The 19,605-nt window shown below is 72.1% G+C and carries 17 protein-coding genes and 1 pseudogene; 8 read left to right on the top strand and 10 right to left on the bottom strand.

Annotated elements, in window-relative coordinates:
* Positions 1-181: 181 nt before the first annotated feature.
* Together ACFYPN_RS11855 and ACFYPN_RS11850 are read right to left on the bottom strand one after the other, a co-directional pair.
* The gene (locus ACFYPN_RS11855; protein ID WP_389297874.1) at positions 182-2,626 is read right to left on the bottom strand and encodes an HAD-IC family P-type ATPase; all 2,445 of its coding nucleotides are present in this window, start codon (positions 2,624-2,626) and stop codon (positions 182-184) included.
* A gap of 109 nt (positions 2,627-2,735) precedes the next feature.
* Positions 2,736-3,047, bottom strand: a complete 312-nt coding sequence (locus tag ACFYPN_RS11850; RefSeq protein ID WP_358764205.1) for a DUF2530 domain-containing protein — start codon at positions 3,045-3,047, stop codon at positions 2,736-2,738.
* 246 nt (positions 3,048-3,293) lie between these two features.
* Between ACFYPN_RS11850 and ACFYPN_RS11845 the strand changes: the two genes are divergently transcribed.
* Positions 3,294-4,733, top strand: coding sequence for an NCS2 family permease (locus ACFYPN_RS11845; RefSeq protein WP_389297872.1), 1,440 nt, complete (start codon positions 3,294-3,296; stop codon positions 4,731-4,733).
* 25 nt (positions 4,734-4,758) lie between these two features.
* Here ACFYPN_RS11845 and ACFYPN_RS11840 read toward each other — a convergent pair whose 3' ends face one another.
* The gene (locus ACFYPN_RS11840) at positions 4,759-5,025 is read right to left on the bottom strand and encodes a hypothetical protein (protein ID WP_358764203.1); all 267 of its coding nucleotides are present in this window, start codon (positions 5,023-5,025) and stop codon (positions 4,759-4,761) included.
* Between the two features lie 132 nt (positions 5,026-5,157).
* Between ACFYPN_RS11840 and ACFYPN_RS11835 the strand changes: the two genes are divergently transcribed.
* From ACFYPN_RS11835 to thpR, 3 genes are all read left to right on the top strand, one after another.
* A complete protein-coding gene (locus ACFYPN_RS11835; RefSeq protein WP_358764202.1) occupies positions 5,158-5,598 on the top strand; it encodes a MarR family transcriptional regulator in 441 nt (146 codons plus the stop codon).
* Positions 5,599-5,692: 94 nt separating this feature from the next.
* The gene (locus tag ACFYPN_RS11830; protein WP_358764200.1) at positions 5,693-7,027 is read left to right on the top strand and encodes an MFS transporter; all 1,335 of its coding nucleotides are present in this window, start codon (positions 5,693-5,695) and stop codon (positions 7,025-7,027) included.
* Positions 7,028-7,178: 151 nt separating this feature from the next.
* The gene (thpR, locus tag ACFYPN_RS11825) at positions 7,179-7,772 is read left to right on the top strand and encodes an RNA 2',3'-cyclic phosphodiesterase (RefSeq protein ID WP_389297869.1); all 594 of its coding nucleotides are present in this window, start codon (positions 7,179-7,181) and stop codon (positions 7,770-7,772) included.
* 242 nt (positions 7,773-8,014) lie between these two features.
* Here thpR and ACFYPN_RS11820 read toward each other — a convergent pair whose 3' ends face one another.
* Both ACFYPN_RS11820 and pip read right to left on the bottom strand, forming a co-directional pair.
* Positions 8,015-9,010: an aldo/keto reductase gene (locus ACFYPN_RS11820; protein ID WP_358764197.1), complete on the bottom strand. Its 996-nt coding sequence runs from the start codon at positions 9,008-9,010 to the stop codon at positions 8,015-8,017.
* A 55-nt stretch (positions 9,011-9,065) separates the two neighbouring features.
* Positions 9,066-10,055, bottom strand: a complete 990-nt coding sequence (pip, locus tag ACFYPN_RS11815) for a prolyl aminopeptidase (RefSeq protein ID WP_389297867.1) — start codon at positions 10,053-10,055, stop codon at positions 9,066-9,068.
* A gap of 65 nt (positions 10,056-10,120) precedes the next feature.
* Here pip and ACFYPN_RS11810 point away from each other — a divergent pair, with 65 nt between their 5' ends.
* Positions 10,121-10,621, top strand: coding sequence for a hypothetical protein (locus tag ACFYPN_RS11810; protein ID WP_389297865.1), 501 nt, complete (start codon positions 10,121-10,123; stop codon positions 10,619-10,621).
* Positions 10,622-10,672: 51 nt separating this feature from the next.
* Here ACFYPN_RS11810 and ACFYPN_RS11805 read toward each other — a convergent pair whose 3' ends face one another.
* A complete protein-coding gene (locus ACFYPN_RS11805; protein WP_389297864.1) occupies positions 10,673-12,859 on the bottom strand; it encodes a serine/threonine-protein kinase in 2,187 nt (728 codons plus the stop codon).
* A gap of 144 nt (positions 12,860-13,003) precedes the next feature.
* Positions 13,004-14,806: an alpha/beta hydrolase gene (locus ACFYPN_RS11800; protein ID WP_389297862.1), complete on the bottom strand. Its 1,803-nt coding sequence runs from the start codon at positions 14,804-14,806 to the stop codon at positions 13,004-13,006.
* A 240-nt stretch (positions 14,807-15,046) separates the two neighbouring features.
* On the opposite strand from ACFYPN_RS11800, the gene ACFYPN_RS11795 reads away from it, so the two are divergent.
* Both ACFYPN_RS11795 and ACFYPN_RS11790 read left to right on the top strand, forming a co-directional pair.
* Entirely contained in the window at positions 15,047-15,766 is a 720-nt protein-coding gene (locus tag ACFYPN_RS11795) for a CPBP family intramembrane glutamic endopeptidase (protein ID WP_358764186.1), read from the top strand.
* A gap of 67 nt (positions 15,767-15,833) precedes the next feature.
* Entirely contained in the window at positions 15,834-16,376 is a 543-nt protein-coding gene (locus ACFYPN_RS11790; protein ID WP_358764184.1) for an O-acetyl-ADP-ribose deacetylase, read from the top strand.
* A gap of 22 nt (positions 16,377-16,398) precedes the next feature.
* Here ACFYPN_RS11790 and ACFYPN_RS11785 read toward each other — a convergent pair whose 3' ends face one another.
* Positions 16,399-17,583, bottom strand: a complete 1,185-nt coding sequence (locus ACFYPN_RS11785) for a low temperature requirement protein A (RefSeq protein ID WP_358764182.1) — start codon at positions 17,581-17,583, stop codon at positions 16,399-16,401.
* A gap of 411 nt (positions 17,584-17,994) precedes the next feature.
* Here ACFYPN_RS11785 and ACFYPN_RS11780 point away from each other — a divergent pair, with 411 nt between their 5' ends.
* Positions 17,995-18,687 carry a hypothetical protein gene (locus tag ACFYPN_RS11780; protein ID WP_358764180.1) on the top strand — a complete coding sequence of 231 codons (693 nt, stop codon included), beginning with the start codon at positions 17,995-17,997 and terminating at the stop codon, positions 18,685-18,687.
* A 62-nt stretch (positions 18,688-18,749) separates the two neighbouring features.
* Here ACFYPN_RS11780 and ACFYPN_RS11775 read toward each other — a convergent pair whose 3' ends face one another.
* Both ACFYPN_RS11775 and ACFYPN_RS11770 read right to left on the bottom strand, forming a co-directional pair.
* Positions 18,750-19,073, bottom strand: a complete 324-nt coding sequence (locus ACFYPN_RS11775; RefSeq protein ID WP_358764178.1) for a multidrug efflux SMR transporter — start codon at positions 19,071-19,073, stop codon at positions 18,750-18,752.
* Positions 19,074-19,180: 107 nt separating this feature from the next.
* Positions 19,181-19,489: pseudogene (locus tag ACFYPN_RS11770) on the bottom strand (DMT family transporter); the annotation flags it as partial.
* Positions 19,490-19,605: the final 116 nt, after the last annotated feature.

Below are 19,605 nucleotides of genomic sequence, written 5' to 3'. Positions count from 1 at the left end.
AGGGGGCGGGCTTCTGGCCCGCCTCGGGCTCACGCCGAGGCCGGGAACCTCACTCGTGCGTGGCCCAAGGCCGACCCGGCAGTCACCCGACCGACCCTACGGGCCCGTCAGGGGGTGGGGCAACGTCGTTCCCGGGCCCCTCCGGGGAGACGGTATCGAGCCACCGGAAGCCGGACGGGACTCACGCCCCGAAGCGGCGGCCCACCAGGCGCCAGACGTACTCCAGCAGCACCGAGGCCGCCACGGCGATGGCCACCGCCGCCCACGGCATGGTGGTGCCCACCAGCTTCAGCGCGAAGAAGTGCTGGAGCCACGGCACCGCGAGCACGATCAGGAAGGCCACCCCCATCGAGGCGACCAGCAGGATCCGCCACCAGGTGTACGGGCGGGCGATGATCGCCAGCACCCACATCGACACCAGGAAGAGCGTGAGCGTCGCCGCGCTGGTCTCCGCGTCGAGCGCCCCCGCCCCGGAGTAGTGGCTCCCGGCCAGCATGTACGTCAGGAAGGTCGCCGCCCCCGCGATGACCCCGGACGGGATCGCGTACCGCATCACCCGGCGGACGAAGTGCGGCTGGGCCCGCTCCTTGTTGGGCGCGAGGGCGAGGAAGAACGCGGGGACGCCGATCGTCAGGGTGGAGAGCAGCGTCAGGTGCCGGGGGAGGAACGGGTACTCCACCTGGAAGCAGACGACCAGGATCGCCAGCAGCACCGAGTAGACCGTCTTCGTCAGGAAGAGGGTGGCGACACGGGTGATGTTCCCGATCACCCGGCGGCCCTCGGCGACCACCGACGGCAGGGTGGCGAAGCTGTTGTCCAGCAGCACGATCTGCGCCACCGCCCGGGTCGCCTCCGATCCCGAACCCATCGAGACACCGATGTCGGCGTCCTTCAGCGCCAGCACGTCATTGACGCCGTCGCCGGTCATCGCGACCGTGTGGCCGCGCGACTGGAGGGCAGCGACCATGTTCCGCTTCTGCTGCGGGGTGACCCGGCCGAAGACCGTGTGCTCCTCCATCGCGCTCGCCATCGCGTCCTGCTCCTCGGGCATCCGCCGCGCGTCGAGCGTGTGCTCGGCGCCCGCCAGACCGAGCTTCTGCGCCACCGCCCCCACCGAGACGGCGTTGTCCCCGGAGATCACCTTGGCGGCGACCCGCTGGTCCGCGAAGTAGCGCAACGTCTCCCCGGCGTCCGGTCGCAGCCGCTGCTCCAGCACCACGAGCGCGGTGGGTACGGACCCGGCGGCGGCGTCCGGACCGTCGAGGCCGCCCCTCGCCCGGGAGAGCAGCAGGACGCGCAGCCCCTGCTCGTTCAGCTCCTCGACCGAGGCCAGTTCGGGGTCGCCGTCGGGGAGGAGCACGTCGGGGGCGCCCAGCAACCAGACGGAGTCGGTGGCGGGATCGCCCCCGCCGTCCTGGGCCCCGTCCTCGCGGAAGGCGGCGCCGCTGTACTTGCGGGCCGAGGAGAACGGCAGGGTGTCCGTAACCCGCCAGCCGCCGGGGTCGGGGTAGGCATCCACGATGGCCAGGAGACTGGCGTTCGGCCGGGGGTCCGAGCCGCCGAGGGCGCCCAGCACCCGGGAGACGTACGCCTCGTCGGCGGAGCCCAGCGGCCGGACCTCGGTGACGTCCATGCCGCCCTCGGTGAGGGTGCCGGTCTTGTCCAGGCAGACCACGTCGACCCGGGCGAGCCCTTCGATGGCGGGCAGCTCCTGGACCAGGCACTGCTTCCTGCCGAGCCGGATGACGCCGATCGCGAAGGCGACCGAGGTCAGCAGCACCAGGCCCTCGGGGATCATCGGCACGATGCCGCCGGCCGAGCGGGCGACAGCCTCCTTCACGCCGTGCTCCTTGACGACCAGCTGGCTGATGACGAGGCCGATCGCGGTCGGGATCATCATCCAGGTCACGTACTTCAGGATCGTGGAGATGCCGCTGCGCAGTTCGGACTGGACGAGGGTGAAGCGGGACGCCTCCTCCGCCAGCTGGGCCGCGTACGCCTCGCGTCCGACCTTCGTCGCGGTGAACGCCCCGCCGCCCGCGACGACGAAGCTGCCCGACATCACCGGGTCGCCCGCGCGCTTGAGCACCGGGTCGGCCTCGCCGGTGAGGAGGGACTCGTCGATCTCCAGGTTGTCGGCCTCGCCGACCGTGCCGTCCACCACGACCTTGTCGCCGGGACCCAGCTCGATCAGGTCGCCGAGCACGATCGCGGCGACGGAGATCTCGGCTGCGCTCCCGTCGCGCCGCACGGTGGGTTTCGCCTCGCCGATGACGGCGAGCCCGTCCAGGGTCTTCTTGGCCCGCCACTCCTGGATGATGCCGATGCCGGTGTTGGCGATGATCACGAAGCCGAAGAGGCTGTCCTGGATCGGCGCGACGGCCAGCATGATCACCCAGAGCACGCCGATGATCAGGTTGAACCGGGTGAAGACGTTGGCGCGGACGATCTCGGTCAGCGAGCGCGAGGAGCGGACGGGTACGTCGTTGACCTCGCCCCGCTCGACCCGCTCGGCCACCTCGGCGGTGCTGAGCCCGCGCGGGTCGTACGCCGGGGGTCCGGCCCCGTCCGGGGGGAGGCGGTCGGGGGTCTGGTCCCCGGAGGGGTCGATGGCCCGCTGCGTCATGGTTCAGACGGTACGGGCGGAACGCCGGGTCAGCCCGGCGAGGCGGGGCGAGGCGGGGCGGGGCGAGGCGGGGCGGGGGCGGATCGCGGACCGGGGGCGGCGCGCGGGGTCAGCCGGCGGTGCCGGGCGCTCGCGGGCCGCCGTCGCGCGCCCCGGTGGCGGCCTCGGCCTCGCGGGCGGCGGCGTGGCGCTTGAGGGCCGCGTCCCGGCCGCGTACGTACCAGACGCCGATCAGGCCGAGTCCGCCCCCGGCGAGGCAGGTCCACAGCCACCAGAGGTGGCCGTGGTCGTCGAACCAGCCGTAGAAGGGGAGCTGCACGAGGAAGAGGACGAACCAGAGGACCGTGCCGCCGGTGACGGTGGCGACGACGGGGCCCTCCAGGGGCTCGGGCGCCTCGTGCTTCGCTGTCCACTTCTCCATGGCCCCAGTCTATGGGCCGCCCGGACGGGTAGGGCCACGGAGGCCGGGACGGTGTGAAGACCGCGTACATAAGGGTCCCGATCCCAGGTGCCCCAACGGTCTACGCGCGGAGATAGCGATCTTCGCCTTATGTATTCATACTTAATCCGTTCGGGAATGGCGCGATTTATTCGTGTAAAAGTCCAAAGACGGTCACCTTCCCCCCCGCCCCCTGTTCATGGCTCCTACGTACGTCTGAGGTCATACATGTCCCGCTCGGCCCCCGCAGAGGTCGCCCCCAACCCGCCGCAGGGCGGGCTCGACCGGTACTTCAAGATCTCCGAGCGGGGTTCCACGGTCGCCCGTGAGATCCGCGGCGGATTCGCCACGTTCTTCGCGATGGCGTACATCATCGTGCTCAACCCGATCATCCTCGGCAGCGCCAAGGACATGTACGGCCACCAGCTCAACGGTGGCCAGCTGGTCACCGCGACCGTGCTGACCGCCGCGTTCTCCACGCTGCTGATGGGCGTCATCGGCAACGTGCCGATCGCGCTCGCCGCCGGTCTCGGCGTCAACACGGTCGTCGCGCTCCAGCTCGCCCCGCGCATGAGCTGGGCGGACGCGATGGGCATGGTCGTCCTCGCGGGCATCGTCGTGATGCTGCTGGTCGCCACCGGGCTCCGCGAACGCGTGATGAACGCCGTGCCCACCTCGCTCCGCAAGGGCATCTCGATGGGTATCGGACTCTTCGTCCTGCTCGTCGGCCTGGTGGACTCCGGGTTCGTCTCCCGCATCCCGGACATCGCCCAGACCACCGTCCCGCTCCAGCTCGGCGGCGACGGTCACCTCAACGGCTGGCCCGTCCTCATCTTCGTGCTGGGCGTGCTGCTCACCCTCGGGCTCATCGTCCGCAAGGTGCCGGGCGCCATCCTGATCTCGATCGTCGCCATGACGATCCTCGCGCTGATCGTCAACGCGGTCGCGGACCTCCCGGCCGGTGCCTGGGGCCTCACGGTCCCCGAGTGGCCGGGCAACCCGGTCGCCTCACCCGACTTCGGGCTGCTGGGCGATTTCAGCCTCTTCGGTGGATTCTCCAAGGTCGGCGTCCTCACCGGCATCCTCTTCGTCTTCACCGTGCTGCTGTCCTGCTTCTTCGACGCGATGGGCACCATCCTCGGCGTCGGCGACGAGGCGAAGCTGACGGACCCGCAGGGCAACTTCCCCGGCATCAACAAGGTGCTCTTCGTCGACGGCATCGCGGTCGCCGCGGGCGGCGCGTCCTCCTCCTCGGCCTCCACCTGCTTCGTGGAGTCCACCGCCGGCGTCGGCGAGGGGGCGCGTACCGGCCTCGCGAGCGTGGTGAGCGGTCTGCTCTTCACGGTGGCGCTCTTCCTGACACCGCTCGCGACCATGGTCCCCTCGCAGGCCGCCACCCCGGCGCTCGTCGCGGTCGGGTTCCTGATCGTCGCGAGTTCGGTGCGGGGGGTCGACTGGAGCGACTTCACCCTCGCCATCCCGGCGTTCCTCGCCATGGTGATGATGCCGTTCACCTACTCGATCACCAACGGCATCGGCATCGGCTTCATCGCCTTCAGCGTGATGCGGCTGGCGGCCGGCCGGGGCCGTGAGGTACCGGCGGCCATGTACGTGGTGTCGGCCGTGTTCGTCTTCTACTACGCGATGCCGGCTCTCGGCCTCACGTGATCCGGGCCGGGTGATCCGGTCCGGATCACCGGGCCGGGTCGGGTGATCCGGGCCGGGTGATCCGGTCCACCGGCCCCTGCGGCGCCTGCGGTGCCCCGGGTACGGCCGGCCCCTGGGGCCCGTAGAACTTCTCCGTCTCGTCGACCGCCGACTTGAAGCGTTCGTCGAAGTCATCGCGAATGAGCGTCCGGACCACATAGTCCTGGACGCTCATTCCGCGTTTTGCGGCATGCTGCCGGAGCCTGTCGAGCAGCTCACCGTCCATCCGCAGGCTGAGTACTGTCGATCCCATGCCAAGCAGGGTCGCCGCCCCGGCGCGCTCCAGGGGTGACTTTCCGCGCTCGACTCACTCGTTCGAGTGAGCGTTTGCTCGCGCGTACCACCGATTGGTCTTTAGCTAAAGTAATGAGTTACGCTAAGGACCATGGCTGACCTGATCCACGACGGCGACAGTGCCGCCGCCGTGAGCTCCCTCCGCTCCGCCGTGATGCTGCTCGGCAGACGCCTCAAGCACCAGCGCGTCGACGAGTCGCTGAGCCCCACCGAGATGTCGGTGCTCGGCACCCTCGCCCGTTGCGGCTCGGCCACCCCCGGTGAGCTGGCCCGCAAGGAGCACGTCCAGCCTCCGTCGATGACCCGCATCGTCGCGCTGCTGGAAGCCAAGGGACTGGTCAGTCTCGAACCGCACCCCGATGACCGTCGCCAGAAGACGGTCAGCCAGACCGAGCAGGCCGAGGCCATGCTCAGTGAGAGCCGCACGAAGCGGAACGCCTGGCTGGCCGGACTCGCCGAGGGCCTGGACGAGGACGAGTGGGAGAAGCTCAGGGTCGCCGCACCCGTGCTCGAGAAGCTCGCCCACCTGTGACGCCCCGGGCCGGCCGGACCACAGCCGCCGCGCCCGCAGTCGCCGTTCCCTCGTCACCTGCCAGCATTCACCCACGCCGAGGAGGCGAACCCTTTTGAGTACGGGATCCGGAGCAGACTCCGCCCCCGCACCGACCGCCACCCACGACAGCACGACCGGCGGGACCTTCTCGTCGCTGAAGATCCGCAACTACCGCCTGTTCGCCACGGGCGCCGTGATCTCCAACACCGGTACCTGGATGTCCCGCATCACGCAGGACTGGCTGGTCCTCAGCCTCACCGGGTCCGCTGCGGCCGTAGGCATCACCACGGCCCTCCAGTTCCTTCCGATGCTGCTCTTCGGCCTGTACGGCGGCGTGATCTCCGACCGCTTCCCGAAGCGCAAGCTCCTCCTCGTCAGCCAGACGCTGCTCGGCCTGTGCGGCGTGTCCCTGGCCACCCTGACCCTCGCCGGCGCCGTGCAGGTCTGGCACGTCTACCTGATCGCGTTCCTGCTCGGCATGGTCACGGTCGTGGACAACCCGGCCCGCCAGTCGTTCGTCTCCGAGATGGTCGGCCCGTCGCAGCTCCGCAACGCCGTCAGCCTGAACTCCGCGAACTTCCAGTCCGCCCGCCTCATCGGCCCCGCCGTCGCGGGTGTCCTGATCACCACGGTCGGCAGCGGCTGGGCCTTCATGTTCAACGGCCTGTCCTTCCTCGCCCCGCTCGTCGGCCTGCTGATGATGCGGACGAGCGAGCTCCACCAGTCGGTGATCGTGCCCCGCGCCAAGGGCCAGCTCCGCGAGGGGCTGCGGTACGTGAAGGGGCGCCCGGACCTGATCTGGCCCATCGCCCTGGTGGGCTTCGTCGGCACCTTCGGATTCAACTTCCCGATCTGGCTCACCGCCTACGCCGACGAGATCTTCCACGGCGGCGCCGGCCTGTACTCCTTCTTCAACATCCTGATGGCCTGCGGCTCCCTCATAGGAGCCCTGCTCGCCGCCCGGCGCCGCTCCTCGCGGCTCCGGATGGTCGTCGCGGCGGCCACCCTCTTCGGCATTTTGGAGGTCACCGCCTCGCTCTCGCCGGCCGTCTGGATCTTCGCGATCCTGCTGGTGCCGATCGGGATGCTCGGCATGACCACCAACATCAGCGCCAACACCAGCGTCCAGATGGCCGCCGATCCTGCCATGCGCGGCCGGGTCATGAGCCTCTACATGATGGTCTTCGCCGGTGGTACGCCGGTGGGAGCGCCGATCGTCGGCTGGATCAGCGACACTTACGGCCCCCGCGTCGGCTTCGCGGTCGGCGGCGGGATATCGCTCCTCGCGGCCCTGGTCATCGGCTTCGTGCTGGCCCGCGTCGGGGGCCTGAAGCTGAAGGTGGACCTCCGCCCGGGGCGCCCTCACGTCCGCTTCGTCCCGCGCGAACAACTGGCGACGGCGGCGTAGATCGAGCGATCGCTGACACCGGTCCGCCCTCCTTCCCGCGCGCGGGGGAAGGAGGGCGGACCGGTTTTCCGGGTTCTGGGACCGTGACGGCGGGCTCGGGCGCGGGCGCGGAGGGAGTCGGGGCACGCGGGCAACTGCGAGACTCGGCCGTATGAGCACCCGGCAGGACCCCGTGATCACTCAGCGCCTCTTCGCCGCCGTCCTGCCGCCCGCCGGGGCGGTGGCGGAGCTGCGTGCTGCCGTCGCCCCGCTGCACGCGCTGCCGGGGGCGCGGAGTCTGCGGTGGTCCGGGGCGGAGGGGTGGCACTTCACGCTCGCCTTCCTCGGAGAGGTGGACGAGGTGCTGCTGCCGGAGCTGTACGGGCGGCTGGAGCGCGCCGCCCGTCGGACCGAACCGTTCCCGCTCCGGGTGCACGGCGGTGGCCGGTTCGACGGGCGGGTGCTGTGGGCCGGGGCGGCGGGCGGGCTGGACGTGCTGCGGCTGCTCGCGGAACGCGCCCACGCAGCCGCCCGCAGGGCGGGTGTCCCGATGGAGGAGCACCGCCGCTACACGCCCCACCTCACGCTCGCGCGCAGCCGTACGGAGGTGGACCTGCACCCGTTCACGGAGGTGCTGGAGGGGTTCGAGGGGGCCGGGTGGGAGGCGGACGCGCTGAGCCTGGTCCGCAGCCACCTGCCGGTGTCCGGGGTGGCGGGGGAGCAGCCGCGGTACGAGGTGGTGCGGGCCTGGCCGCTGGGGCGGTGAGAGGCCGGCGGGCCACGGGGCCGGGTGACCGGCCGGGTGACGGGGCGGGTGACGGGGGCGTCCGGCTGGGCGGTTAACCTCGTCGGGTGGATCCGAAGACCAGAAACCGCATCATGGCCGCCGTTCTCGTGCTGATGTTCGTCGTCGTCTTCGTGGCGGCGGCCGTGGGCAACTGACGTCGGCGGCCCCCCGCCTCCCCGAGGGCTGACCGCCCGCCGGGGAGACGTACCGGGTTCACCGGACTACCAGGCGAAGCTCTCCGGCGACGGGCCCGGACCGGGGAAGATCTCCTCCAGCGAGGCCAGCACCTCCTCGGAGAGCTCCAGCTCCACCGCGCGCAGCGCGGAGTCGAGCTGCTCGCGCGTGCGCGGACCCGAGATCGGGCCGGTGATGCCCGGCCGCGTCAGCAGCCACGCCAGGCCGACCTCGCCGGGCTCAAGACCGTGCTTGTCGAGCAGGTCCTCGTACGCCTGGACCTGGGCGCGCACCTTCGGGTCGGCGAGCCCCTCGGCCGAGCGGCCGGTGGTGGACCGTGCGCCGCCGCCCTCGCGCTCCTTGCGCAGTGCGCCGCCGAGCAGTCCGCCCTGCAGCGGCGACCAGGGGATGACCCCGAGGCCGTACTCCTGGGCGGCCGGGATGACCTCCATCTCGGCGTCGCGGGCCATCAGGTTGTACAGGCACTGCTCGCTGACCAGGCCGAACGAGCCGAGGCGCTTGGCCGTCTCGTTGGCCTGGGCGATCTTGTAGCCGGCGAAGTTGGACGAGCCCGCGTACAGGATCTTGCCCTGCTGGATCAGTACGTCGATGGCCTGCCAGATCTCCTCGGCCGGGGTGGAGCGGTCGACGTGGTGGAACTGGTACAGGTCGATGTGGTCCGTCTGGAGCCGCTTCAGGCTGGCGTCGACGGCACGGCGGATGTTGAGCGCCGAGAGCTTGTCGTGGTTGGGCCACGCCTCACCGTCCGGGCCCATGTTGCCGTAGACCTTGGTGGCGAGGACGACCTTGTCGCGGCGGTCGCCGCCCTGCGCGAACCAGGTGCCGAGGATCTCCTCGGTGCGGCCCTTGTTCTCGCCCCAGCCGTAGACGTTGGCGGTGTCGAAGAAGTTGACGCCCGCGTCGAGTGCGGCGTCCATGAGGGAGTGGCTGTCGGATTCGTTGGTCTGCGGGCCGAAGTTCATCGTCCCGAGAACGAGGCGGCTGACCTTGAGGCCCGTGCGTCCGAGCTGCGTGTACTTCATGATTCCCCACCCAACGCCTTCGAGTGCGCTCGAAGCAAGGGGGCACCGCGAGCCGTCAGGGGGCGACGGGTTTTCCGGCGAACCGGTCGATGGCGGCGAGTTCCGCGCGGGAGGTCGCCGCACCGCCCAGGTGGCCGGCGTCCGGGATGACCGTCAGCTCCGCGTCGGGCCAGGCGCGGGCCAGCTCCCATGCGGTCGTCAACGGCGCGCCCAGGTCGAACCGGCCGTGGATCAGCGCGCCCGGGATGCCCGCGAGCCGCCCCGTGTCCCGGATCAGCTGCCCGTCCTCCAGCCAGGCGGCGTGCGCGAAGTAGTGCGAGCAGATCCGGACGAACGCCAGCCGGTCCCGCTCGGGCCTGCTGGTGTACGCGGGCGGCTGCCCCTCCTCCGCCAGCACGGCGTCCTCCCAGACGCACCAGTCGGCCGCGGCCCGCTCCCGTACGGCGGGGTCGGCGCTCTCCATCCGCCGGGCGTACGCCGTGATCAGCGCGGTGGCCGACGGCCGGGGGTCCGTCACCTCCGGGACGCCCGCGCGGAAGCGGTCCCAGGCCTCCGGGAAGATCTGGCCCGCTCCCCGGTAGAGCCAGTCGATCTCGCTGGGGCGGGTCGAGGTGACGCCCGACAGCACGAGAGCCGTGACGCGCTCCGGGTGCGCCTCGGCGTACGCGAGGGAGAGCGTCGCCCCCCAGGACCAGCCGAAGAGGAGCCACGCCTCGATGCCCAGGTGGGCGCGGAGCTTCTCCACGTCGGCGATCAGATGGGCGGTGGTGTTGTGCCGCATGTCCGTCGTGGGGTCGGCGGCGTGCGGGGTGGAGCGCCCGCAGCCTCGCTGGTCGAAGAGGACCACCCGGTACAGCTCCGGGTCGAAGCGCTGCCGGGGCCACGGCTTGCAGCCGGAGCCCGGGCCGCCGTGCACGACCAGCGCCGGTTTCCCCGCCGGGTTGCCGCAGACCTCCCAGTGGACGAGGTTGCCGTCGCCGACGTCGAGCAGCCCGTGGTCGTACGGCTCGACGGGCGGGTAACTCGCGCCGGGTTCGCGGTGCATGCGGCTCCTTCTCGCGGGTGGTCCAGGGTGGTCCAGGGGAAAACGATCAGCCTATGCTCGGAGGCGTGAACGCCGTGCCCAGGAACCTCGCCGTGCTCGCCGACGCCCTCGCCCGGGCGGCCCCGGACGGTCGGGGCGCGCTCTGGCAACTCGCCGAGCAGGGGCGGGAGCTGGACGCCAACCTGGTGCGGCTGCCGCCGGACGCCGAGGTCGGCGAGCACCGGGAGGACACCCTCGACGTGCTCCTCGTCGTCCTCGCGGGCAGCGGCGTGATCACCACCGGCACCACCGCGCTGCCGCTCACCCCGACCACGGTGACCTGGCTGCCCCGCACCTCCCGCCGTGCCGTCGCGGCCGGACCCGAGGGCCTCGCGTACCTCACCGTCCACCGCCGCCGCCCCGGCCTGACCATCGCGTCCGCGCCGCCCGCCCGCGCGGCGGCCGGGGCCGAGGGCGGCGAGGCCCCGTGCGCGCTGGACCGGGTCTGCCCGGAGTGCGGCCGTCTCGCCGAGGGGCGGGCGCCGAAGTTCTGCGCGGAGTGCGGGGAGCGGCTCGGCGGGCACTGAGCGGGGGATGCCCGGGGGAGCACGCGAGAGCCCGGGGATGCCCGCGGACTCTCAGGAGTCCTCGCACTCGGTCAGCTTCGGCCGGTTCGGCGCGGACTCGTTGGACATCAGCGGCGCCAGGTGCTCGGTGTACATGTCCTCCCACTCCTGGCCGTTCACGATCTCCCGCAGCGCGTCGCACACCTCCTTCTTCAGCTCGGGCTCGCCGGGCACCATCGCCACGCCGTACCCCTCGGCCCCGCCCGCGTTGCTGATCTGCTGGAGCTTCTGCGGGTCCTGTCCGACGTACCCGGCGAGGATGATGTCGTCGGTGCTCACGGCGGAGATCCCGCTCTTGTCGTCCAGCAGGTAGTCCACGCAGAGCTGGTACGAGCTCTGCCGCTTGGTCAGGTTGTAGCCGGCGTCCACCAGCCACTTCTCGTACGTCGAGCCCCGCACCGTGCAGATCTGGGCGTTGTCGTCGATCAGGTCGGCGGCGTCGGTGTACGCCCGGGGGACGTCCTTGCGTACGAGGAAGCTGCGCAGCGCCGTGTAGTACGGCCCCGCGAAGACGATTCCCTGCTCCTTGCGTTCGGGGGTGATGCTGTAGCTCGCTATCACCAGATCGACACGCCCCGCCGAGAGCATCGACGCCCGGTTCTCGCTGTTCACCGGCACGAAGCGGATGTCCTTGGCCCGGTAGCCCATGCGCCGCGCGATCCGGGTGGCGAGGTCTATGTCGTACCCGGCGTACGAACCGTCCGACTGCCGCTGGCTCAGTCCGGGCTGGTCCTCCTTGACGCCTATCTTCAGCTCGGCGTGCCCCTTCTTGTACGTGGGCGCGGGCGCTCCGAAGTGCTGCCAGGTCAGCCAGCCGCCGCCGGACAGCAGGACCGCGCAGCCGACCGCCGCCGCACCGAGCGCGGCCCGCCGACGGGGCCGCCCGGACCGACGGCCGCCCGGCGCCGCTCCGTCGCCGCCGCCGTTGTTGCCGTTGCCGGCGGTGCCGCTGTCGTTGCTGTCGTCGCTGTCGCCGGGGCGCGCGCCCGTGGTGTCCTCGCCCTGCGGGAGCTGGAGGCCCTGGTTCCGGCGGTGGGTCGACGGGTCGAGCGCCGGAGGGTCGCTGGTGACCGCCAGCAGCATCGCCTCGGTCTCCCGGGCGGTCGGCCGCAGGAGCGGGTCCTTCCGGAGCAGCGCCCCGATGACCGGGGCGAGCGGCCCGGCGTGCGTCATCGCGGGCAGCGGCTGCTCGTACACGGCGATGAAGATCTCGTACGAGCTGAGGCCCGTGAAGGGCGCGTGGCCCTCGACCATCTCGAACAGCGTCACCCCCAGCGACCACAGGTCGGACGCCGGGGTGCCCGGCTTCGGCAGCGCCTCGCCGCCCCGGTGGATCAGCTCCGGCGCCAGGTACTTCGGAGTGCCGATGATCTCCTGCGACTTGGTCAGCTGGACGGCACCCTCGAAGGTGGCGATGCCGAAGTCCATGAGCAGCGCACGGCCGTTGGGCCGGAAGAGAATGTTGTGCGGCTTGACGTCCCGGTGCAGCACCCCCGCCTCGTGCACCGCGCGCAGCCCGCGCAGCACCTGGAGGGCGATCCGGGCCGCCTGCGCCACCGGCAGGCGGCGCTGCTCGCGCAACAGGTCCGCCAAGGAGCGCGCGTTGAGCAGCTCCATCACGATCCAGACCTGGTTCCCGGCCTCGATCACGTCGTGCACGGCCACGACGTTCTGGTGCCCGATCCGCGCGATGGCCTGCGCCTCGCGCCGCGCCCGCTCGACCCACTGGGCCTGCGTGTCCGGCTCCACGGCACCCCGGTAGAGCAGCCCCTTGACCGCGACCCGCCGCCCGAGCCGCCGGTCCAGCGCCTCCCAGACGACGCCCATGCCGCCCCGGCCCAACTGGCGTTGGAGCTCGTAGCGGTCGGCGATCACCATGTGCGGGTGGAGTTCGGGCTCCGAGCCGTGCGTGTCCCCGTCCCCGAGGGGGCCTGCCGCATCGCCGAGGAACTCGGGCGCCTCACCGAGGAACTCCGGTCCGGTGGGATCGCCGAGGGGCTCCACGACGGACTCGTCCCCGAACCCGCGCGGATCGACGTGCTGCTGCTCCGTGTGCTGCGGTTCAGCGCCCAGTGGTTCAGCGCGTCGTGATTCGGCACCTCGTGGCTCGACGGACTGCGGCTCGGTGGACCGCCGGCCGCCACCGGGATCGCCGTCGAAGCCCGTTTCCGGCTCGTCGGCCGTTCCCTCGCTGTGCATGCGACCCCCTGTGCACTACTGGAAGCAACAGGGTAGACGGTCCGTCAGTGCCACAACGTGTGTGCCTACTTGCGGTTCTGTCACGCTTCGGAAGGTGAGGGGCAAGAAGAGCAGGAACGCCGGACACCACCCAGGCCGCTCCCCCTACTCCTTCCGCTCGTCCTGCTCGTCCTGCTCGTCCTGCTCGTCCTGCTCGTCCTGCTCGTCCTGTTTCCGTTCCAGGGCCTCCTCGAGGCGGGCGGTGTCCTCCCCCGTCCACCCGGGCGGCCGGGTCACGGCGGCCCAGGCCGCGACCGGGAGGCTGCCGAACCGGTGCCCGTACCCCGCCGGCACCGAGTCGGCCGCCGCGAGATCGCAGGTCACCTGCCAGAACGTGACGATCGGGTACCAGCGCATCCCGGGGGAGACGTCCGGCGCCTTCGGGCCCACCAGCCACTGCGGCCGAGACGTCAGCAGATCGGGGGACCACCAGGTGACGGGGTCGGACCCGTTCTGGAGGTAGACGATCCGGGGCGCGTCCCACACGGCACCCGCCGGCCTGCCGAAATCGCCTCCGCGACGGGCGTACCGCACGGTGCGCCCGTCCCGGTAGACCGGCAGCCAGAGCGGAGTGCCCGGGTCGCGGTCCTTGCCGAGCCGTTCCCACATCGGGTTCCGCAGCGTCGGCCCCACCAGCAGCGCGCCGTCGCTGCGGGCGGTCATCCGTGCGAGTTCGCCGTCGAAGGCGCCCTCGGTGGCGTACGAACCGAGGGACTCGCCGGACACCAGCAACTGCGGGCGTTCACCGGCGGGCAGCGCGGACCAGTGTGCGTACACGGCGTCGAAGAGCGCGGAACCGGCCACGGCGGCCTCGCTCTCGGTCAGGAACGAGAGCCAGCTCGGCAGGAACGAGTACTGGAGGGCGACCGCCGCGCTGTCCCCGCCGTACATGTACTCCAACGGCTTGGCGAGGCTCTCGTTGACCCAGCCGCTGCCCGTCGAACCGAAGACCACCAGCACCTTCCGGCGGAACGCGCCGGTCCGCTCCAGCTCCCGCACGGCCAGATCCGCACGGCCCCGCAGGGTCGCCGAGGACTCCAGGCCGACGTATACCCGGACCGGGTCCTGCGCCGGGGCTCCGGTGAACGCGGAGATCTGCGCCCGGGTGGACGCGTGGCCGACGAAGTCCCGGCCGTTCTTCCCCAGCGAGGACCAGCTCTCCAGCGAGGACGGACTGCCCGAGAGCGTCGGGAGCAGAGGCCGGGCGATGCCCTTGCTGGTCGTCCCGTTCGTCAGCGACGCGCTGCTCTCCACGAGGTTCACCAACCCGCGCAGCAGGAAGCCCTGGACCACCCCCACCACCACGACCACCGCCACCGCGGCCGCCACCGTCAGCGCCCACGGACGCGGCACCAGCCGCTCCAGGGGACGCGCCAGGGTGCGCGTACCCAGCCGGAGGGACCGGGCCGACGCGACGAGCAGCGCGCAGATCAGCAGCGCCGCGAAGGGCACCAGCAGCCACTGCCACCACACCAGCCCCGGCGCCATCCCGACCGACCGCCGCGCGTCACCCTGCCAGTGGACGCTGCGCACGGTCACCGCCACGACAGCCGCGACCCCCAGCGGTACGAGCAGCAGCCACGCCCGCCGGACCGCCGCCGGGCCGGGCCGCAGCCCGCAGCGCCGTGCCACCCGGCCGAGGATCGCCCCCACGCCGTAACCGGCCGCCGCGGTGACCCCGGCAGCCAGCGACTGGACCAGCCAGGAGCGGGGGATGAGGGAGGGCGTGAACGAGGCGACGTAGAAGAGCACCGCCACGACCACCCCCGCCCAGCCGGGCCGCCGCCGGACGACCGGCCGCCGCGCGGGACGGGCGGCCGGCCGGGCCTCGGCTCCGGCGGTGGGCCGCTCGGCCCTGTCCCTGTCGGGGCCGGGTTGCCACCGGGTGGATCCGCCGCTTCCGGTCATGGGGGCCTCCCGGGCGCCTCGGCCGCAGTCGCCCGGCCGCTCCAGAGGCACGCTAGGCGGAACGGTACGCCGCCACCGGGCGACACCCTGTGACGGCGGCGATCCGTGCCGGTGCGTTCCTGCTCGGCCACGAGTTGCCCGGACGGGGGGTGGCGCCGAAAGTGGGTTTCAGCCACGGGCGCCGCGCGGGGGGCGGGGAACGCCGGTACGGGGACGCACGGGTACGCGGACGGAGACGGCATGGCTGAGGGGCGGCGGCTTCCCCTGAACGGGGCGATCGCGCTGACCATCGCCATCCTGGTCGCCACCAACCTCGTCAACCACGTCTTCCTCCACGGCTGGGGCCTGGTCGTCTCCCTGGTCGTCACCGCGATCCTGCTCGGGGTGTGGAAGTGGTCCGGCGGCACCTGGCCCGAGGCCGGCCTCGGGCGGGGGACCTGGGCGCGGGGTGCCCGCTGGGCCGCCGTACTGATCGGCCTGGTCGGACTCGTCTACCTGGTCGGTGCGCTGCTCCCCGCCACCCGCGACCTCTTCGAGGACGAGCGCAACAGTGGCCTCTCGGGGGCCGAGGTCGCCGAGCGCATGCTGATCCAGGTCCCCGTCGCCACCGTGCTGCTGGAGGAGGTCGCGTTCCGCGGGGTGCTGTACGGGCTCCTCGTACGCGCCCGGGGGACGGTCACGGCCACCGTCGTCTCCTCCGCCCTCTTCGGGATGTGGCACATCCTGCCGTCGCTCCACCTGGCCGGCGACAAGCCCGCGCTCGCGGGCCTCTTCGGCACCTCCTCCACCGGAACCGTGATCGCGGCGGTCGTCGCCGACGCCGGAGCGGTGCTCTTCACCGCGGCCTCCGGCGTCCTCTTCTGCGAGCTGCGGCGCCGGAGCGGCAGCCTGCTCGCCCCGGCGGGCCTGCACTGGGCCACCAACGCGCTGGGGTACCTGACGGGGTTCCTGTTGCGGTGACGGCTGGGGGACTGGTGTGCCGGGCCACGGCGCCGGAGGGCCGGAGGGGTGGAGGAGGATGGTCACCATGACGACGAAGCCGATCATCACGCTCGTACGGGGTGACATCACCGAGCAGCACGCCGACGCCCTCGTGAACGCCGCCAACTCCTCGCTCCTGGGCGGTGGCGGGGTGGACGGCGCCATCCACCGCAAGGGCGGCCCCGCGATCCTGGACGCCTGCCGTGACCTGCGTGCTTCGCGGTACGGCAAAGGGCTGCCCACCGGGCAGGCGGTGGCCACGACCGCCGGGCGGCTCCACGCCGACCACGTGATCCACACCGTCGGCCCGGTCTGGTCCCGGGAGGAGGACCGTTCCGACCTGCTGGTCTCCTGCTACCGCGAGTCCCTCCGGGTCGCCGCCGAAGTGGGCGCGCGCTCCGTGGCGTTCCCGGCGATCTCGACCGGTGTCTACGGCTGGCCGATGGACGACGGTGCCCGTCTCGCCGTGCGCACGGTCCGCGAGGAGTCTCGGCTCCCGGTCGCCGAGGTCCGGTTCGTCCTCTTCGACGAGGACGCGTACACGTCCTTCGAGCGGGCGCTCGCCGCGTACGAGCCCCCCTCGGCGTAGCCCTCCCCGGCCTGGCCCTCCGCTACCGGGCCACCGCGCGCCTCCGGAGGACCGTCGCGTCGGCGGCCACGGTGGCGGCGACGGCCAGGCCCATGCCGAGCACCGCGCCGCCCAGGTCCAGCGTCGGGCCGAGAAAGCCGAGGGCGAGGACCACGAGGGAGCCGAGCGCGACCACGACGGTGTGTTCCACACCGCCGGTGCCCGTCATGCGGTGCAGGGCGCCGAGCAGGACGAGGACGAGGGCGACCGGAACGGCCACGGCCAGCGAGGCGGTCCGCTCGGACAGATGGGCGTGGTGCTGGGTGGCGTCCACGGCGGCCTCCAGCCCGGCGCCGAGGGCGGCCAGTGAGGCGAAGACGCCGTAGTGGGCGTACCCCCAGGTCAGGGCGGATCGCAAGGTCGGCAGGCCGATCTCGCCGCCGGTGAAGTACATCCACCACAGGCCGAAGACCAGCAGCAGACCGCCGATGGCGATCATCAGGACGGGGGCCGACAGGCCGTGGTCGGAGACGGTGGACTGGACCGCCGCGAGCGAGGCGAGGATGACTTCGCCGAGCACGATGATGGTGAAGAGGCCGTACCGCTCGGCGATGTGCTCCGGGTGCCAACTGGTGGTGTTGCCGCCGGACTCGGCCCAGGCGGGAACCGCCAGCTCGACCAGGACGAGCAGCACGAACGTGACCGCCTGCCACTCGTCCGGGACCGCCAGCCGGGCCACCCAGCCGATCTGCGCCACGCCGATGCCCGTCGCGTACCGCACGGCGCACCGGCGGCCCTCCGGGTGCTGCGACGCGGCCCGGAGCCACTGCGCGATCATCGCCACGCGCATGATGACGTAGCCGATGACGACGACCGTGAAGTCCCCGTCCTGGAACGCGGCGGGCACTCCGGCGGCGAGCACCAGCACGCCGGCCATCTGGAAGAGGGTCACCAGCCGGTAGGGGACGTCGTCGGTGTCGTACGCGGAGGCGAACCAGGTGAAGTTCATCCAGGCCCACCAGATGGCGAAGAACACCGCCGCGTAGCCGGCCAGTCCGGCGCCCACGTGGTCCTCGGCCAGGGCGTGGTGGAGCTGTGCGGCGGCCTGCGAGACCGCGACCACGAAGGTCAGGTCGAAGAGCAGCTCCAGCGGCGTCGAAGCCCGGTGCTCCTCCTCCGGGTCCCGCGCCCGCATCGTCCGCAGCAGGGGGACCGTACGCTCAGCCATGTTCCGTCCTTACGCCGCGCGGGTGCCGTGCGACCCGCGCCCTGTGCCGTCTGCCCGCACGGCTCGTGCCGGGCGGGCCGTGCGTGCCTCGGGTTCATCCTCGCCCGGCGGGCCCCCGGTCCGTTCGGCGGGCGCGGTCCGCTCCCCCGAGTGTGCACGGGACGGCGCTGATCGGGCGCTGACGGGCAAGACGGCGGGGCAGGCGGTCGCACGGCTGCGGCTGTGAGTACGGGCTGTGGGTGCGGTAACCGGCGCAAGAAATGGTGGCCGGGGCGTTGAGCGGGGGGTGTGGTGGCTGGTTGTAGTGGGTGGATGTCGGTCGGGTGACCGTGGGGGCAGGTGGGTTGGGTAATCTCCCAGAGAATTCTTCGTACGCATGCGCGTCGAACGTTGACACGAAAGACTGGCGCGGTGATCTCTTCCGATGCCCTCGTGCCCGCTGCGGACATCCGTGCCCACTTCGTCGACCGGCTCAACTCGGTGCTGCGACGCCCCGGTATGTGGGGGGACGAGCTGGTCCTCCGGATGATGTGCGAGGACCTCCTGTACGTGGAGGGCCGGCCGGCGGTCTGGCACCGGCAGCAGACGGCCTGGGAGGTGTCCGGCGCATGGTCGGCGAACGGGGCGAAGGGGGCCTTCGCCCGGCATCTGCACGCGGACGGCCCGGCGGACGCCGTGGTCTCGCTCTACGCGGAGTTCGCCCACCGGCTCGGCTGGCTGCGGGCGGTACGGGTGCTCGACGCGGGGGAGTACGCCCGGCTCCGCACGACGGCACCGGAGTGGGTGGACCGGGAGGACCGGAACTGGTCGGACGTGGCGGCCGAGTTCGGGCCGCCGTCGGTGCGGTTCGGCGGCTCCAACCCCCGGTTCGGCAAGACGCTCGGATACGTCACCGCCGATCCGGCCGACCCGATGGTCTGCTTCCACCTCTGGAACGGCACCCGGCCCGACGCCCTCTGCGGCTGGACCGCCGAGCACCCGGAGCCGGTCCTGCTCGCCGTGCGGGTCGGTGAAGCCGGTACGTTCCGCGACTCCTTCACCTATACGCCGGAAGGCGAACGGCGGCGCTCGTCCTCCCGGGAGCTCTCGCGCCAACTGGACTGAGGCCGAGCGGGCCGCCCGGTCGCGATCCGGTCCGCCGGACACCACCTACGGGTGGGCGACACCTATGGGTGGGCGCCCGCTTCGATCAGCAGGACGCCGCCGGCGATCAGGGCGATGCCCAGGCCCATCAGCCGGGTGAGCGGCTCACCGAAGAGGCGGCGGGCGAGGACGGCGGTCAGCGCGACCCCGCAGGCGGACCAGATGCCGTACGCGACGCCGATCGCCATGCCGTGCGAGAGCGCCAGCGCGAGGCAGCCGAAGGAGACGACGTACGCGATCAGCACCGGCGCCAGCCACACCTTCTTGCGGAACCCCTCGGAGGCGCGCAGGGCGAGGGTGCCGCTGACCTCGCAGAGGATCGCGCCCATCAGGAAGAGCCAGCTCACGGGGTGGTCTCCTCGGGCTGCGGCTGCGGCTGCGGCTGCGGCTGGGATGGGGGCTGGAGCTGGGGCTGGGCGGTGCCGGTCGCGGCGGCGTGCTCCCGGACGGCGGTGGCGCGTTGGGCGCCGATCTCCACGGTCATGACCCCGGCGGCGACCGCCACGACCCCGAGGCCCATCAGCCAGGTCAGCGGGTCGCCGAAGAGGAGCGCGGCCAGCACGGCGGTGACGGCGACGCCGCTCGCGCCCCAGATCCCGTACGCGACACCGATCGGCATGCCCTCGCGCAGCACCAGCGCCAGCAGGGTGAACGCGGTGACATAACCCGCGACCACCAGCACGTACCACGGCTGGTCGTCGAGGGCGGCCCGCAGGGCCAGCGTCCCCGCGACCTCGGAGGCGATCGCGCCGGTGAGGAACAGCCACTTCCGGGCGCCGGTGCCGGAGCGGCCGCGGTCCGCACCGGCCGTTCCGCTGCCCGCCCCGTCGCCCGCCCTGTCGCCTGTCACACGAGGTTCCCTCCTCGGGGGCCGCTCCG

This window comes from Streptomyces sp. NPDC005576 (assembly GCF_042871745.1).
Lineage (GTDB): Bacteria > Actinomycetota > Actinomycetes > Streptomycetales > Streptomycetaceae > Streptomyces.
This window is presented reverse-complemented; position numbering and strand designations above follow the sequence as displayed.

What these genes read in the sequence shown, in the direction of transcription:
- ACFYPN_RS11855 (WP_389297874.1), bottom strand. Translation starts at nt 2,626, where the DNA reads ATGACGCAGCGGGCCATCGACCCCTCCGGGGACCAGACCCCCGACCGC.
- ACFYPN_RS11850 (WP_358764205.1), bottom strand. Translation starts at nt 3,047, where the DNA reads ATGGAGAAGTGGACAGCGAAGCACGAGGCGCCCGAGCCCCTGGAGGGC.
- ACFYPN_RS11845 (WP_389297872.1), top strand. Translation starts at nt 3,294, where the DNA reads ATGTCCCGCTCGGCCCCCGCAGAGGTCGCCCCCAACCCGCCGCAGGGC.
- ACFYPN_RS11840 (WP_358764203.1), bottom strand. Translation starts at nt 5,025, where the DNA reads ATGGGATCGACAGTACTCAGCCTGCGGATGGACGGTGAGCTGCTCGAC.
- ACFYPN_RS11835 (WP_358764202.1), top strand. Translation starts at nt 5,158, where the DNA reads ATGGCTGACCTGATCCACGACGGCGACAGTGCCGCCGCCGTGAGCTCC.
- thpR (WP_389297869.1), top strand. Translation starts at nt 7,179, where the DNA reads ATGAGCACCCGGCAGGACCCCGTGATCACTCAGCGCCTCTTCGCCGCC.
- ACFYPN_RS11820 (WP_358764197.1), bottom strand. Translation starts at nt 9,010, where the DNA reads ATGAAGTACACGCAGCTCGGACGCACGGGCCTCAAGGTCAGCCGCCTC.
- pip (WP_389297867.1), bottom strand. Translation starts at nt 10,055, where the DNA reads ATGCACCGCGAACCCGGCGCGAGTTACCCGCCCGTCGAGCCGTACGAC.
- ACFYPN_RS11805 (WP_389297864.1), bottom strand. Translation starts at nt 12,859, where the DNA reads ATGCACAGCGAGGGAACGGCCGACGAGCCGGAAACGGGCTTCGACGGC.
- ACFYPN_RS11800 (WP_389297862.1), bottom strand. Translation starts at nt 14,806, where the DNA reads ATGACCGGAAGCGGCGGATCCACCCGGTGGCAACCCGGCCCCGACAGG.
- ACFYPN_RS11795 (WP_358764186.1), top strand. Translation starts at nt 15,047, where the DNA reads ATGGCTGAGGGGCGGCGGCTTCCCCTGAACGGGGCGATCGCGCTGACC.
- ACFYPN_RS11790 (WP_358764184.1), top strand. Translation starts at nt 15,834, where the DNA reads ATGACGACGAAGCCGATCATCACGCTCGTACGGGGTGACATCACCGAG.
- ACFYPN_RS11785 (WP_358764182.1), bottom strand. Translation starts at nt 17,583, where the DNA reads ATGGCTGAGCGTACGGTCCCCCTGCTGCGGACGATGCGGGCGCGGGAC.